This is a genomic window from Bradyrhizobium sp. 179, assembly GCF_023073535.1.
Taxonomy (GTDB): domain Bacteria; phylum Pseudomonadota; class Alphaproteobacteria; order Rhizobiales; family Xanthobacteraceae; genus Bradyrhizobium.
On record NZ_JADPJR010000107.1, the window covers coordinates 19758 to 33178 of the forward strand.

General features: G+C 63.7%; 12 protein-coding genes and 1 pseudogene. 9 read left to right on the top strand and 4 right to left on the bottom strand.

Features of this window, described 5'->3' with window-relative positions; translation table 11 throughout:
• Positions 1 to 320 precede the first annotated feature (320 nt).
• The gene (locus IVB12_RS24735) at positions 321 to 995 is read left to right on the top strand and encodes a Crp/Fnr family transcriptional regulator (protein ID WP_247278766.1); all 675 of its coding nucleotides are present in this window, start codon (positions 321 to 323) and stop codon (positions 993 to 995) included.
• Here IVB12_RS24735 and IVB12_RS24740 read toward each other — a convergent pair.
• Positions 992 to 2254 (bottom strand): MFS transporter, encoded by a 1263-nt coding sequence (locus IVB12_RS24740; protein ID WP_247278765.1) that lies wholly within the window; start codon positions 2252 to 2254, stop codon positions 992 to 994. The two genes, IVB12_RS24735 and IVB12_RS24740, sit on opposite strands and share 4 nt — an antisense overlap.
• Positions 2255 to 2431: 177 nt before the next feature.
• Positions 2432 to 3271 carry a uroporphyrinogen-III synthase gene (locus tag IVB12_RS24745; RefSeq protein ID WP_247302921.1) on the bottom strand — a complete coding sequence of 280 codons (840 nt, stop codon included), beginning with the start codon at positions 3269 to 3271 and terminating at the stop codon, positions 2432 to 2434.
• 145 nt (positions 3272 to 3416) lie between these two features.
• Between IVB12_RS24745 and purU the strand changes: the two genes are divergently transcribed.
• Positions 3417 to 4280, top strand: coding sequence for a formyltetrahydrofolate deformylase (gene purU, locus IVB12_RS24750; protein WP_247302923.1), 864 nt, complete (start codon positions 3417 to 3419; stop codon positions 4278 to 4280).
• Positions 4281 to 4393: 113 nt separating this feature from the next.
• Here the strand turns inward: purU and IVB12_RS24755 are convergent, their stop codons facing one another.
• Complete coding sequence (locus IVB12_RS24755) at positions 4394 to 4678, bottom strand: hypothetical protein (RefSeq protein ID WP_247302925.1); 285 nt, start codon at positions 4676 to 4678, stop codon at positions 4394 to 4396.
• Between the two features lie 507 nt (positions 4679 to 5185).
• Here IVB12_RS24755 and IVB12_RS24760 point away from each other — a divergent pair.
• The 6 genes from IVB12_RS24760 to IVB12_RS24785 all read left to right on the top strand — a co-directional run bounded on the left by IVB12_RS24760 (position 5186) and on the right by IVB12_RS24785 (position 11170).
• Positions 5186 to 6364 carry an ABC transporter substrate-binding protein gene (locus tag IVB12_RS24760; protein ID WP_247302927.1) on the top strand — a complete coding sequence of 393 codons (1179 nt, stop codon included), beginning with the start codon at positions 5186 to 5188 and terminating at the stop codon, positions 6362 to 6364.
• A 240-nt stretch (positions 6365 to 6604) separates the two neighbouring features.
• A complete protein-coding gene (locus IVB12_RS24765; protein WP_247302929.1) occupies positions 6605 to 7474 on the top strand; it encodes a branched-chain amino acid ABC transporter permease in 870 nt (289 codons plus the stop codon).
• Between the two features lie 8 nt (positions 7475 to 7482).
• Positions 7483 to 8511 carry a branched-chain amino acid ABC transporter permease gene (locus tag IVB12_RS24770; RefSeq protein ID WP_247302930.1) on the top strand — a complete coding sequence of 343 codons (1029 nt, stop codon included), beginning with the start codon at positions 7483 to 7485 and terminating at the stop codon, positions 8509 to 8511.
• Complete coding sequence (locus IVB12_RS24775) at positions 8508 to 9263, top strand: ABC transporter ATP-binding protein (protein ID WP_247302932.1); 756 nt, start codon at positions 8508 to 8510, stop codon at positions 9261 to 9263. Before IVB12_RS24770 ends, IVB12_RS24775 begins: the two co-directional genes overlap by 4 nt.
• A complete protein-coding gene (locus tag IVB12_RS24780; protein WP_247302933.1) occupies positions 9256 to 9972 on the top strand; it encodes an ABC transporter ATP-binding protein in 717 nt (238 codons plus the stop codon). Before IVB12_RS24775 ends, IVB12_RS24780 begins: the two co-directional genes overlap by 8 nt.
• Before the next feature lie 79 nt (positions 9973 to 10051).
• Positions 10052 to 11170 carry a cobalamin-independent methionine synthase II family protein gene (locus IVB12_RS24785; protein WP_247302935.1) on the top strand — a complete coding sequence of 373 codons (1119 nt, stop codon included), beginning with the start codon at positions 10052 to 10054 and terminating at the stop codon, positions 11168 to 11170.
• 230 nt (positions 11171 to 11400) lie between these two features.
• Here the strand turns inward: IVB12_RS24785 and IVB12_RS24790 are convergent.
• A pseudogene (locus tag IVB12_RS24790) lies at positions 11401 to 11878 on the bottom strand (tetratricopeptide repeat protein); the annotation flags it as partial.
• A gap of 175 nt (positions 11879 to 12053) precedes the next feature.
• Here IVB12_RS24790 and IVB12_RS24795 point away from each other — a divergent pair.
• On the top strand, positions 12054 to 13409 hold the full coding sequence (locus IVB12_RS24795) for a hypothetical protein (RefSeq protein WP_247302938.1): 1356 nt from the start codon (positions 12054 to 12056) through the stop codon (positions 13407 to 13409).
• The last annotated feature ends 12 nt before the right edge of the window (positions 13410 to 13421 follow it).

The following is a 13421-nucleotide window of genomic DNA, read 5'->3' on the forward strand; positions in this document are numbered from 1 at the left end:
GTGACGGCGCCTTCAGTGGCGCTCTTCATCCGTTGTTTTCGGGCGATCCTAGTACGGTCGTCCTGGTGAGGCCATGCAGCCATTGGTCTCGACCGGAGCCGCGCGACCTTCGTTCCCATCAGGGCTCAAAGGCCGCATCGCCCAAGGTGGCTCTCAATACGGGAAAGCGCTATTTTGAAATGTCTTCGGCCTGACAATTCGGTGACAAAGTTTTTCGGACGGGCGCGGCGTCCATCTTTGGTCGGATGGCCGCCGAGGTGGTCATGTTGCAGTGCAGCAGAAGGGCGGAGTGACGAAACGGTGCGGCTGGCTTCGAGATCATGATTTCAGAGGATCAACTGAAGCGCATCGCCGCCTGGTCGCGCGAGCTCACGGAGGCCGAGATCGAGGTCGCACGCGCCGGAATCACCGAGCGGTCCTACGGCACCGGCGAGACCGTGTTCATGCGCGGCGACACCTTTGGCTACTGGGCCGGCATGGTCTTTGGCCTTGCCCGGATGGGCGGGGTGTCGCGCGACGGCAAGGAGACGAGTCTTGCCGGGCTGACGGCAGGGGCCTGGTTCGGCGAAGGCAGCGTGCTCAAGAACGAGCCGCGACGCTACGACGTGGTCGCGCTGCGCGACAGCCGGGTCGCACTGATGGAACGCAGCGCCTTCATGTGGCTGTTTGAAAACAGTGTCGGCTTCAACCGCTTCCTGGTCCGCCAGCTCAACGAGCGGCTCGGCCAGTTCATCGGCATGCTCGAGGTCAACCGCACGCTTGATGCCACCGCGCGCCTCGCGCGCAGCATTGCCTCGCTGTTCAACCCGATCCTCTATCCCGAATCGACTGCGCATCTGCAGATCACCCAGGAGGAGATCGGCGCGCTCTCCGGCATGTCCCGCCAGATCGCCAACCGCGCGTTGAACCGGCTGGAGAAAGAGGGGCTGCTCCGGCTCGAATATGGCGGCGTCACGATCCTCGATATCGAGCGGCTGCGCGGATACGGGGACTAACGCGCATTGGCGGGGGCGTGCACCGGCCAGAGGTCGGCGCGCCAGCGGATCGCGATTGCCAGCATCGCGATGATCCCTGAGGCGGCATAGAGCGAACCCGTGGCGGAATAGCCGATGATATCGATCAGGCTGCCGGCCGCGAGTAGTCCGAGCGGCAGGCCGTAGATCACCATCATGCGGACGCCCATGACGCGACCGCGCAGATGTGCGCTCGCCGTCCGCATCAGGATCACGGCTGCCGAGATCATCGACATGCTCTGCGCAATACCGGCGAGGACGAGGCAGGCCATCGCCACCGGCAGGGTCCTGATCTCGACGAATACCAGCAGCATGGCGTACCAGGCCAGCGTCGCGCCGATCAGGAGCCGGGCAATGCGCAGTCCGTTCACCAAGCTCAGCGTGATGGAGCCGATCAGCGAGCCGACGGCGAAGCTCGCCGAGAGATAGCCGAGGCCGGTCTGGTCGGTCTGAAAGATCTCCCGCGCGATGTAGGGCAGCAGTCCGCCGGTGAAAGGAAATGCGGTGAGATTGGCCAGGAAGGCGACACACAGCGCCGCGCGCATTCCCGGGCCGTTCCAGGCGTAGACGATCCCCTCCTTGAGGTCGGCAAATAATCGGGACATCGCGTGACTGTTCGCCGGGAGATCGCTCGTGGTGACGGTCCTTTTCGGCCGGGTCAGGCAGAGCATGAGCAGCGCGGCCACGAGATAGAGGCATGCGATCGCCACATAGACGAGGCCAATGCCAAGAACGGCGAACAATCCGGCGCCCGTCAATGCTCCGGCGATGCGGGCGCTGTCCTGGGTGGTGCGCGCAACGCTGATGGCGCCGACCAGTTGCTCGGCCGGCATGATCTCGGCAAGCAGCGCGCCCCGGACGCCGAGATCCGACGGCCGAATCAGGCCCATGATCGCGACGATGACCATGACACTGAGCGGCGACAAATGACCGGTCAACGCCAGAGCCATGATGGTCGACGAGAGCACCGTATAGGCAAGACGCATCGCGACCAGCAGGTCGCGATGACCCATGCGGTCGCCGATCATGCCGAATACCGGCGCCACCAGCGTCCCGACGAACTGGAGCGATGCAAGCACGGTGAGCAGCAGCACTGAGCCGGTCTCGACCAGGATGTACCAGCCGAGCACCAGCGTCTCGACCTCGAATGCCCAGGAGGTCAGCAGGTCGGACGGCCACTGGAAGCGATAATTGCGGATGCGGAATGGCGCGAGCGCCGATCGTCGCGCGGCTGCGCTCACGACGCGATGACGCGTGTCACGGCGATTCCTTTACTTTGTTTCTTCTTCTGCGCGAGAAGGTAGCGTCGGTGACGCCGGTGTCAATCGAAGCTGCCGCATGCCGCCATGCGCCGCCGTTTCAGCGCGCCGGCCCACCGCAAGCGCGCGACCGGATTGCGGAGACCCGGCCCCCGCGGATCAACGCGTCGCCACTGGCTTCCGTTCTGCCAGCGCCGCGGCCATCGCCGAGATCAGCGGACGCATGAAAAAGGCGTCCTCTGGCGGTGAGATGTCTGTACGCAGCCCGTGCGCGGCGAGTTCGCCGGAGACCGCCGGACCTACCGAGGCGATCAGCGTCCGTTCGAGGCCTGCGCGCAACTTCGCCTCGATGCCATGCGCTTTCGCGGCCTCAATCAGGCGGCGGACCTGGCCGAGATTGGTCAGCGCGATGGAATCGATCCGCCCCTCGGCCATGTCGTCGATGGCCGTGACGATGTTGGCATCCGCCGCCTTGGAATCGTAAACATACGGCAGCACGGTATCGACCTCGGCGCCTTGCGCGGCGAGCGCGCCGGTCAGCGCGCTGTGGTCCTTGTCCGGATAGAGCTGAAGGCCGAGCCGCCGGCCCTTCAAGTCGAGCCTGCCCAGCATCTCGATCACGCCCTCGGTGGTCGGCTTCTCCGTGGTCTGCTGCGCCTCGAGGCCGATCTCGCGCAGCGCCTTGCCGGGCTTTGGTCCGCGGGTGAATTTTCGCGATTTGGCAAGCGCTGCCACGAGAGCCCGATCGAGCCCACGAGCCACGGCGAGCTTCATGATCCGGCGCAGGCCTTCGCCGGTCATCAACACGAGGTCGTCGAACGGCCTGTCGATGGCGCGGCGGACCCAGGCCTCAACGGGTGCGGGGTCCGGCGCATCGTGAATGGTGAACATCGGGCACTGCACGACCTCGGCCCCTTGCTCGGCGAGAAGCTTGGAAAACTGCGCCTCCTCGCGCGTCTCCAGGATGAGAATGCGGGTGCCGTTCAAGCGATCGGCCATAGGCGTGCTCCGGTCAGTCAAATCGCAATGGTACGTTCATCCTGACTCCGCGCTTGGGATTGGCGCAAGGGCGGCGTCGGTGCTAGAGGAGGCCGCAAATCGCAGCTAGTTCCGCGGGCCTTTGCCCAAACCTTCATCAAGAGACATGCCCGATCATCAATATGTCCTGACCCTGTCCTGTCCGGATCGCCCGGGCATCGTGTCGGCTGTGTCGACGTTCCTCGCCCACAATGGACAGAACATTCTCGACGCCCAGCAGTTCGACGATGTCGAGACCAAAAAGTTTTTCATGCGCGTGGTCTTCACCGCGGCCGATCTCGCCGTGGAGTTGTCGGCGCTCCAGACCGGCTTTGCGGCAATCGCCGAACGTTTCAGCATGGAATGGCAGATGCGCGACCGCGCCGCGCACCGCAAGGTCATGCTGCTGGTGTCGAAGTCCGATCACTGCCTGGTCGACATCCTCTATCGCTGGCGCACCGGCGAATTGCCGATGATCCCCACCGCGATCGTCTCCAATCATCCGCGCGAGGTCTATGCCGGGCTCGATTTCGGCGGCATTCCGTTCCACCATCTGCCGGTGACCAAGCAGACCAAGAGCGAGCAGGAGGCGCAGATCCTCGACCTCGTCGCCAGCACAGGCACCGATCTCGTCGTGCTCGCCCGCTACATGCAGATCCTGTCGGACGATCTCTCGGCAAAACTGTCGGGGCGCTGTATCAACATTCACCACTCATTCCTGCCGGGCTTCAAGGGTGCAAAGCCCTATCACCAGGCCCACGAGCGCGGCGTCAAGCTGATCGGCGCGACCGCGCATTACGTCACGCGTGATCTCGACGAGGGTCCGATCATCGACCAGGACGTCGAGCGCATCAGCCATCGCGATACGCCCGAAAACCTGGTCCGCAAGGGCCGCGACATCGAGCGCCGTGTGCTGGCCCGCGCGATCCGCTACCATCTCGACGACCGGGTCATCCTCAATGGCCGCAAGACCGTGGTGTTTGTGGATTGATGCGCTGTCATCCCGGGGCGCCTCAAAGAGGCGAACCCGGTATCTCGAGATTCTCGGCGTGCGCAAGTTGCGCGCGATGGTCCGATGCTGACGCATCGCCCCGGAATGACGGCCTACCGCATCGCGCTGCTTGACGAAGATCCCGTCGCGCCCTTCTGCGCCTGCTCTTCCTTTTCGCGATCGGCGGCGGGCATCAGCCGCTTGCGTTCGCGCTCCTTCATGTAGGCGTCGTATTGCGGGGTGCCCGGCCGGGGCGGGGCATCCGCCGGCAGGCCGCCGGCCCATTGCGGGACGTAGTCGCCCATGCCGGCAGAGAGTCTTTCGTTGACGGTGCCGCAGCCGGCCAGCCCCGCTGCGAGGGCAGCGAGGACGAGGACGGAACGAAGAATCTTGGGCATTGTATCGGTGCGCGCGCGTTCGGTCGTTGGACGCCGGACCGGGCCGGCGCGAGGAGAATAGCCTTCAACACGGTAAAATAGACTTATTCGAGGTGGGTATTTTACTACCGAGGAGTGTCGATAGCTGAGGTACACATTCTGCAAAAGAGAGCGAAATCCTCCATCCACGCAGTCCGTCGCGCTTCTAGACTGCGGGCCGAGGCTCGCGAGGAAGTAGCGTGACCGCGAACAACGGGTTTTCGTTGATAAGTCCATTTTATTTGTACAATCGTACAAATGGCGTCAATCTGGACGCTCGGGTCGCCGGCGTAATCGCGATGCCGCTTGCCGCCGTCGACAATCGGAGCGCGGCTTGCGCCGAATGGTCGCCAAACGTCCGATTGACAATAAGGGCGCGAAAGACGCCATGTGGCGCGGCGACATGGCGCGTGCGCGCTAAGGTAAAGGCAAGGACCGGGCACTCGGTTCGATGCACAAGAGGTCAGGAATGAAGGGGAGGGACATCTGATGTTCGAGCTCAAAACGTTTTCACGGACGGCAGCAGCGGCCGCCATCGCGGGCCTCGCCGCCATCGCCCCTGCGAAGGCGCAGGACGCCGTGAAGATCGGTCTGATTCTGCCGATGACCGGCGGCCAGGCCTCGACCGGCAAGCAGATCGAGAACGCGATCAAGCTCTACATGCAGCAGAAGGGCGACACCGTCGCCGGCAAGAAGATCGAGATCATCGTCAAGGATGACGCCGCGATTCCCGACAAGACGAAGACCGCCGCGCAGGAGCTGATCGTCAACGACAAGGTCAATTTCATCGCCGGCTTCGGCGTGACGCCCGCCGCGCTCGCGGCGGCGCCGCTCGCAACGCAGGCCAAGATTCCGGAAGTCGTCATGGCGGCCGGCACCTCCATCATCACCGAGCGTTCGCCCTACATCGTGCGAACCAGCTTCACGCTTGCGCAGTCCTCGACCATCATCGGCGATTGGGCGGTCAAGAACGGCATCAAGAAGGTGGCAACGCTGACCTCGGACTACGCGCCCGGCAATGACGCGCTGAACTTCTTCAAGCAGAATTTCACCGCCGGTGGCGGCGAGGTGGTCGAAGAGGTCAAGGTGCCGCTGCAAAACCCCGACTTCGCGCCGTTCCTCCAGCGCATGAAAGACGCCAAGCCTGACGCGATCTTCGTGTTCGTGCCGGCCGGCCAGGGCGGCAACTTCATGAAGCAGTATGCCGAGCGTGGTCTCGACAAGGCCGGCATCAAAGTAATCGGACCGGGCGATGTCACTGACGACGACCTGCTCAACAACATGGGCGACGCCGTGCTCGGCACGGTCACCGCGCATCTCTACTCCGCGGCGCATCCCTCGCAGATGAACAAGGATTTTGTTGCCGCTTACAAGAAAGCCTTCGGCAACCGTCCGGGCTTCATGGCGGTGAGCGGCTATGACGGCATCCACCTGATCTACGAAGCGCTCAAGAAGACGGGCGGAGACACCAACGGCGACAAGCTGATCGAAGCCATGAAGGGACAGAAGTGGGAGAGCCCGCGCGGCCCGATCTCGATCGATCCCGAGACCCGCGACATCGTGCAGAACATCTACATCCGTAAAGTCGAGAAGGTCGACGGCGAGCTCTACAATGTCGAGTTCGCGACCTTCGAGGCCGTCAAGGATCTCGGCAAGACCAAGAAGTGATGCGCTCTTCTAAACCTCTCCCGCTTGCGGGAGAGCGTAGGCCACCTTTGGTGGCCGTCCTTTAAGAGTCGCCGAGGCGAAGCCTCGGCTATCGCGAAGTGCAGGGTGAGGGCTCTTTTCAAGTCGGGGATTGTCCCGTTGCCGAGATACCCTCTCCCCAGCCCTCTCCCGCAAGCGGGAGAGGAGCAGAGCAGCCTACTCCGCTAGACCTGATACTTTTTCGACAACGATCTGCTCCCGATGACCGCAATCCTCACCAACCTGTTCGATGGCGTTGCCTACGGCATGCTGCTGTTCGTGCTCGCTTGCGGGCTTGCAGTCACGCTCGGCCTGATGAACTTCGTCAATCTTGCCCATGGCGCCTTCGCCATGGCCGGAGGCTATATCTGCATGGTGCTGGTCAACCGGATGGGCTGGTCGTTCTTCGCCGCCCTGCCGCTCGCCTTCGTCTCCGCAGCCGCGATCGGCATTGCGCTCGAACGCACGCTCTACCGCCACCTCTATGCGCGCAGCCATCTCGACCAGGTTCTGTTCACCATCGGCCTGACCTTCATGTCGGTCGCGGCCGTCGACTACATCCAGGGATCCTCGCGCGTCTTCATCAATTTGCCGGCCGCGCTCCAGGGCCAGTTCGACCTGTTCGGCGTCGGCATCGGCCGCTACCGGCTGATGATCATTGTGATCTGCGGCTTGCTCACCATCGCTTTGCAGATGGTGCTGGCCAAGACCCGCTTCGGCAGCCGTCTGCGCGCCGCCGTTGACGATCCGCGCGCCGCCAGCGGTCTCGGCATCAACGTGCCGCAGGTGTTCGCGCTCACCTTTGCCTTTGGTTGCGGGCTCGCCGGCCTCGGCGGCGCGCTGAGCGCCGAGATCCTCGGCCTCGATCCGTACTTTCCCCTGAAGTTCATGATCTACTTCCTGATCGTGGTCACCGTCGGCGGCTCGTCCTCGATCACCGGTCCGTTTTTGGCCTCGCTCCTGCTCGGCATCGGCGACGTCGCCGGCAAATATTACGTGCCGAAGATGGGCCCCTTCGTGATCTACACCATGATGATCGTGATCCTGATCTGGCGCCCGAACGGCTTGTTCGGCCGCACGGCCGCGCGCTGAGTTTGCCGATGAGCGCCTCCTCCGACGTCGGTTATCACGCCCAGCGCCAGGCGCGCTGGCACTTTGGCGAAATCGCCTTCTGGCTCATCGTGCTGGCCTGCGGCTTCGCCTTCCCCACGCGCTATCTGATCATGACTGACATCCTGCGGCTGGCGCTGTTCACGATGTCGCTCGATCTCATCCTCGGCTATGCCGGTATCGTCTCGCTCGGCCATGCCGCATTCTTCGGCGTCGGCGCCTATGCGGCGGGGCTTCTCGCGCTGCACGGCATCATCAAAGAGCCCGTGCTGGCGCTCGTCGCCTCCGGCCTTGCCGCGATGGTGCTCGGCTTTGCCACCAGCTTCCTGGTGATCCGCGGCGTCGACCTGACCCGACTGATGGTGACGCTCGGCATCGCCCTGCTGCTGGAAGCACTGGCCGAGCGCTTCTCCAATATAACCGGTGGCAGCGACGGCCTGCAAGGCGTCGAGATGCAGCCGATCTTCGGCGAGATCCCGTTCGACATGTTCGGCAAAGCCGGCTTCTTCTACTCACTGGCTGTGTTGTTCCTGCTGTTCCTGTTCGCGCGCCGCGTCGTGCATTCGCCGTTCGGCCTGTCGCTACGTGCGATCAAGAACAATCCGCTGCGGGCCGCCGCGATCGGCATTCCGGTCAACCGCCGCCTGATCGCGATCTACACGCTGGCGGCGTTCTATGCCGGCATCGCAGGCGCACTGTTCACCCAGACCACCGCGATCGCCTCGCTCGACGTGTTTGCGTTCGAGCGCTCCGCCGATCTGATGCTGGTGCTCGTGATCGGCGGCACCGGCTATCTCTATGGCGGGCTGATCGGCGCGGTCGTGTTCCGCATGCTCCAGGAATTGTTCTCGACCATCACCCCGCAATATTGGCAGTTCTGGATCGGCCTCGTGCTGGTCGTGATCGTGCTGATCGGCCGCCAGCGCCTGCACCGCTGGGTACTTTATGTGCCGAACCTGATCATCAAGCAGGTGGCCGGGCGCAAGGCCGTTGTTGCTGTGCCGGAGAGCGACGCATGACTATCGCGCTCGAAACGAAGAATCTCGAAAAGCAGTTCGGCGGTCTGCGGGTCACCCGCGACCTGTCGCTCAAGGTCGAGCAGGGCGCCCGTCACGCGCTGATCGGCCCCAATGGCGCGGGCAAGACCACCGTCATCAACCAGCTCACCGGCGTGCTCAAGCCGAACTCGGGCCGCATCGTGCTCGAAGGCCAGGACATCACGGATCTGCCCGTGCACAAGCGCGTGCTGCGCGGCTTGTCGCGCACCTTCCAGATCAATCAGCTCTATCCCGACCTGACCCCGCTCGAAACCATCGGCCTTGCCGTCTCCGAGCGCCTTGGCCATGGCGGCGACTGGTGGCGGCGGATGGGCACTCGCAGCGACGTCAATGGCGAGATTGCCGATCTGCTCACGCGCTTCCATCTGCTCGACGTCATGAACGAGCAGACCGTGACACTGCCTTACGGCAAGCAGCGCCTGCTCGAGATTGCAGTCGCAATCGCGGCCAAGCCGCGCGTGCTGCTGCTGGACGAGCCTGCCGCCGGCGTGCCCGAGAGCGAGCGCCACGACATTCTGACGGTCGTCGGCGCGCTGCCGCGCGACGTCACCGTGCTGCTGATCGAGCACGACATGGACCTCGTGTTCTCCTTTGCCGACCGTATCTCGGTGCTGGTCTCGGGCGCGCTGCTCACGGAGGGGCCGCCCGAACAGGTCGCGCGCAATCCGCAGGTCAAGGCAGTCTATCTCGGCGAGGAGGCGGTCAATGTCTGACTTGCTCGCGATCGACGCGCTTCGCGCCGGCTATGGCGAAGCCGTGGTGCTGCCCAACATGTCCTTGCGCCTCGCCGAGGGGCAGGTGCTGGCGCTGCTGGGCCGCAACGGCACCGGCAAGACCACGCTGATCAATTCCATCGTCGGCGTCACCCGCCGCTTCTCCGGCTCCATCGCGCTCGCCGGGTTCGACGTCACGGCCATGCGGCCGGACCAGCGCGCGCGCGCCGGGATTGGCTGGGTGCCGCAGGAGCGCAACATCTTCCGCTCGCTCACGGTCGAGGAGAACATGACCGCGGTGGCGCAGCCCGGCGCGTGGACGGTGGAGAAGGTCTACGAGATGTTCCCGCGGCTGAAGGAGCGGCGGAGCAATTTTGGCAACCAGCTCTCTGGCGGCGAGCAGCAGATGCTGGCGATCGGCCGCGCACTGACCCTCAATCCGAAGGTCCTGCTGCTGGACGAACCGACCGAGGGCCTCGCCCCCATCATCGTCGAGGAGCTGCTCAAGGCGATCGGCACCATCACCCGGGCGGGCGGCATCTGCTCGATCATCGTCGAGCAGAATGCGCAAAAGATTCTGGGGCTGGCCAACCGTGTTGTGATATTGGAGCGCGGAACGATCGTCCACGACGCCCCGAGCGCCGCGCTGAAGGCCGACCCCTCGGTCCTCGAGCGTCACCTCGGCGTCGCCGGGGCGGCGACCCACTAACTTGTCCGACGCGTTTTCTTAACGCGAACCGGTAGCCACTTCGCTTGAGAACGCTATAGAAAATATCCGGGAGTAACAAATGCAGCGAACCAAAGCCCCCTTCCGCGCCGACGAGGTCGGCAGCCTCCTGCGTCCAGCCAAGATCAAGGAAGCGCGCAGCCGTCTCGAGAAGGGCGAGATCTCTGCCGACGATCTGCGCAAGATCGAGGACAGGGAGATCGAGAAGGTCGTGCATAAGCAGGCCTCGATCGGGCTCAAGCTCGCGACCGACGGCGAATTCCGCCGCTCCTGGTGGCATTTCGACTTCCTGGCCAAGCTCACCGGCTGCGAGCTGTTCCACCCCGACACCGGCATCCAGTTTGCGGGCGTGGAGACGCGCCATGATGCGGTTCGTGTGGTCGGCAAGCTCGACTTCCCCGACAACCACCCGATGCTGGATCATTTCCGCTTCCTGAAGAAGTATGCCGACCAGGCCCACGTGACCGCCAAGATGACGATCCCGTCGCCGGCGGTGCTGCATTTCCGCGGCGGCCGCAAGTCGATCTCCAAGGAGGTCTATCCCGATCTCGACGCCTTCTACGAGGACCTCGGCAAGACCTACCGCAAGGCGGTGAAGGCGTTCTACGACGCCGGCTGCCGCTATCTCCAGTTCGACGATACCGTCTGGGCCTATCTCTGCTCGCAGGACGAGTTGCAGAAGGCGCGCGAGCGCGGCGACAATCCGGACGGCCTCCAGCAGATCTATGCTCGCATCATCAACTACGCGCTGGCCGAGAAGCCCGCCGACATGGTGGTGACGACGCATGTCTGCCGCGGCAATTTCCGCTCGACCTGGATCTCTTCGGGCGGCTACGAGCCGGTTGCCGAGACCATGCTCGCTGGTACCAATTACGACGGCTATTTCCTCGAATACGACAGTGACCGCGCCGGCGGCTTCGAGCCGCTGCGCTTCCTGCCCAAGGGCAACAAGGTCGTCGTGGTCGGTGTCATCACCTCGAAGTTCGGCGAGCTCGAGAAGAAGGACGACATCAAGCGCCGCCTGGAAGAAGCCGCCAAGTTCGCCCCGCAGGAGCAGCTCGCGCTGTCGCCGCAATGCGGCTTCGCCTCGACCGAGGAGGGCAACATCCTCTCCGAGGAAGAGCAATGGGCCAAGCTCAGCCTTGCGGTCGAGATCGCCAAGGAAGTGTGGGGCCAGTAACCCCATTAGCTCCGCTGTCATTCCCCGAAGGCGGGGAATTCAGTACGCCGCGGCTTCTCCGGATCTCTCACTGTCTCTGCAATACTGGATCGCCCGGTCAAGGCCGGGCGATGACAGCTGAGTTGGGCGATAGCGCGTCGTCACTTCGCCGCCAGGTTGACCTCGACCAGCAGACGAGGAATTCGACGACGGCACCTGCTTGTTCTTCGTGATCGAGACCACCTCGGCCCGAACGAGAACGCCGACTTCGGGTCGACCCTGATTGACCTCTCGTAATCGGCAATGGCCTTGGCATAGTCACGCTTGCCGCGCCAGGCATTGCCTGCCGCGATTTTGGAAGATGATGCCGTTGGGCGGGCCGAGCTTCAGCGCGTGGCCGAAATCCGCGATCGCGACCTCGTACTCGCCTTTGTCGTAATAGGCCCATCCGCAAGCTGTAGATCGCCTGGCCGGCTGGAGCCGATCGCTTCCGTGGCGTCGGCGACGAACTTGGCGTAGTCGCCCTTCTTGTTCACGCGGCCGCACGCCAGAAGTTTTGCCCCTGAAGACTTTCAGCGCGATGATCCTGGTGCGGGCGTCGACCATCTGGTCTGCCGGCGTCGTCACGGTCGTGCAGAGCGGACCGAGCTGATTGCGCGCCTGCCCGAAGGCGGGCGCGGACCACGGCGCACGTGTGACCAGGCAGAGCGCGACGAGCAGGCGGCGCATGGCGGTGATCTCGTAAGAGGAGAAGCGCTGGTTTGTTTTCCGGCGTGGCGCAGGGGTTCACGGCTTCCGCCCTGGCGCACCCGGCAAACCGCGGCGGCTCGATCCGCTATTCCATGAGTGGGCAGAATTTGCTAGGACGTGTGACCCACCCCATCTGCCCAACGCTTTCCCACTCATGAAAAACGACGAAATCCTGAGCCAAATCGCCGAGTTCTGCCGCAAGGCGGATATGGCGGAATCGACCTTCGGCCGCCGCGCGGTGAACGATGGGAAGCTGGTGCACCGCCTGCGCGAGGGCAAGCGCATCACCATCGACACGCTGGAGCGGATCCAGGCCTATATGGCCGCATCGATGGCCGGCGGCGTGCCGCCGTCGCGGGGACTTCAGGTGCCGCCGGAAAAACGCGACCCGCGCGGCAATTTCCGTTTCTTCGAGAACCGCCAGAAATACCTGCTGTTCGTCCACACCTGCAGCGAGAAGCGGGTGATCGCAGACAGGGTTGCCCTGGAGCTAAGCTCCATCCACCCGCGCCCGCCGGCGCTGCGCCTGTTCGACGCCGGCGTCGGCGACGGCACGGTGCTGGCGCGGGTGCTGCGCGCAACGCACCAGCGCTTTCCGCACATGCCGTTCTATGTCGCGGGCAAGGAGCTCAGCCTCGAGGACCTGCGCCTGACGCTGGAGAAGGTGCCGGACCGCATTTTCGAGCATCCGGCGTCGGTGTTCGTCTTCACCAACATGTTCTACGCCGAGGCGCCCTGGCTCACGCCGGCATCGCCTGCGGCGGCGGCGGCCACCGTCTGGCACGAAGTGCCGCTCCGCGGCGCCTCATCGGGCGAGTTCGAGCAGCAGATCGCGGAGCTGAGGCCGTTTTTGGAGCAGAATTGGCGCGCTGCGATTAGCCCGCGCACGGCTATGCCGCTCTATGAGCGACCCGTCGTCCTCGTGCTCTATCGCGAGGACCATAGGTTCCTGTTGGATTCGACCATTCCGCGGCCGGGACAGGCCGAGGCCAATTTCGACCTCGTCATCGCATCTCAGCCCTACCGGGCCCTGTCCTCGGTCAATTTCAGGGCCAAGCGGATCATTGCACCGCTGGCGCGGGCGCTCCGGCCTGGCGGCCGGCTGATCGGAATTCACTCCCACGGCCAGGATCCGGGCATGGAAATGATCCAGGCGATCTGGCCTGGAGAAAATCCTTTCTCAGTCAGCCGTCATGAGCTACTGCGTGCAGTTAAGTATGAACTTGGATCGGTGGGCCGCGACTTAAATTTTAATGCCTACGCGGATAACCGTTCGATCTTCAGGTATGATATGGAAGCGCTGCCCAACGAGGTCACCGGCACCATCGGCACCTCGACGGCCTTTGCAGCGTGGAATGCGGCGGTGTATGTCGCTCAGATTGAGGACGACCGGTTGACTGAAATGACTCAAAACGGCCGCACTCTGGATGCCGCCAGGGACGTGCTGCGAAAGTACAATGGGCTCTGGTTTCTCGACGAATCCTACGTCATCTCGCGTCGGCGTGATTGACATCATCAAAAG

Excerpts from the sequence above, each read along its gene's own strand:
- IVB12_RS24735 (WP_247278766.1), top strand. The coding sequence starts at position 321 with ATGATTTCAGAGGATCAACTGAAGCGCATCGCCGCCTGGTCGCGCGAG.
- IVB12_RS24745 (WP_247302921.1), bottom strand. The coding sequence starts at position 3,271 with ATGGCCGATCGCTTGAACGGCACCCGCATTCTCATCCTGGAGACGCGC.
- purU (WP_247302923.1), top strand. The coding sequence starts at position 3,417 with ATGCCCGATCATCAATATGTCCTGACCCTGTCCTGTCCGGATCGCCCG.
- IVB12_RS24755 (WP_247302925.1), bottom strand. The coding sequence starts at position 4,678 with ATGCCCAAGATTCTTCGTTCCGTCCTCGTCCTCGCTGCCCTCGCAGCG.
- IVB12_RS24760 (WP_247302927.1), top strand. The coding sequence starts at position 5,186 with ATGTTCGAGCTCAAAACGTTTTCACGGACGGCAGCAGCGGCCGCCATC.
- IVB12_RS24765 (WP_247302929.1), top strand. The coding sequence starts at position 6,605 with ATGACCGCAATCCTCACCAACCTGTTCGATGGCGTTGCCTACGGCATG.
- IVB12_RS24770 (WP_247302930.1), top strand. The coding sequence starts at position 7,483 with ATGAGCGCCTCCTCCGACGTCGGTTATCACGCCCAGCGCCAGGCGCGC.
- IVB12_RS24775 (WP_247302932.1), top strand. The coding sequence starts at position 8,508 with ATGACTATCGCGCTCGAAACGAAGAATCTCGAAAAGCAGTTCGGCGGT.
- IVB12_RS24780 (WP_247302933.1), top strand. The coding sequence starts at position 9,256 with ATGTCTGACTTGCTCGCGATCGACGCGCTTCGCGCCGGCTATGGCGAA.
- IVB12_RS24785 (WP_247302935.1), top strand. The coding sequence starts at position 10,052 with ATGCAGCGAACCAAAGCCCCCTTCCGCGCCGACGAGGTCGGCAGCCTC.
- IVB12_RS24795 (WP_247302938.1), top strand. The coding sequence starts at position 12,054 with ATGAAAAACGACGAAATCCTGAGCCAAATCGCCGAGTTCTGCCGCAAG.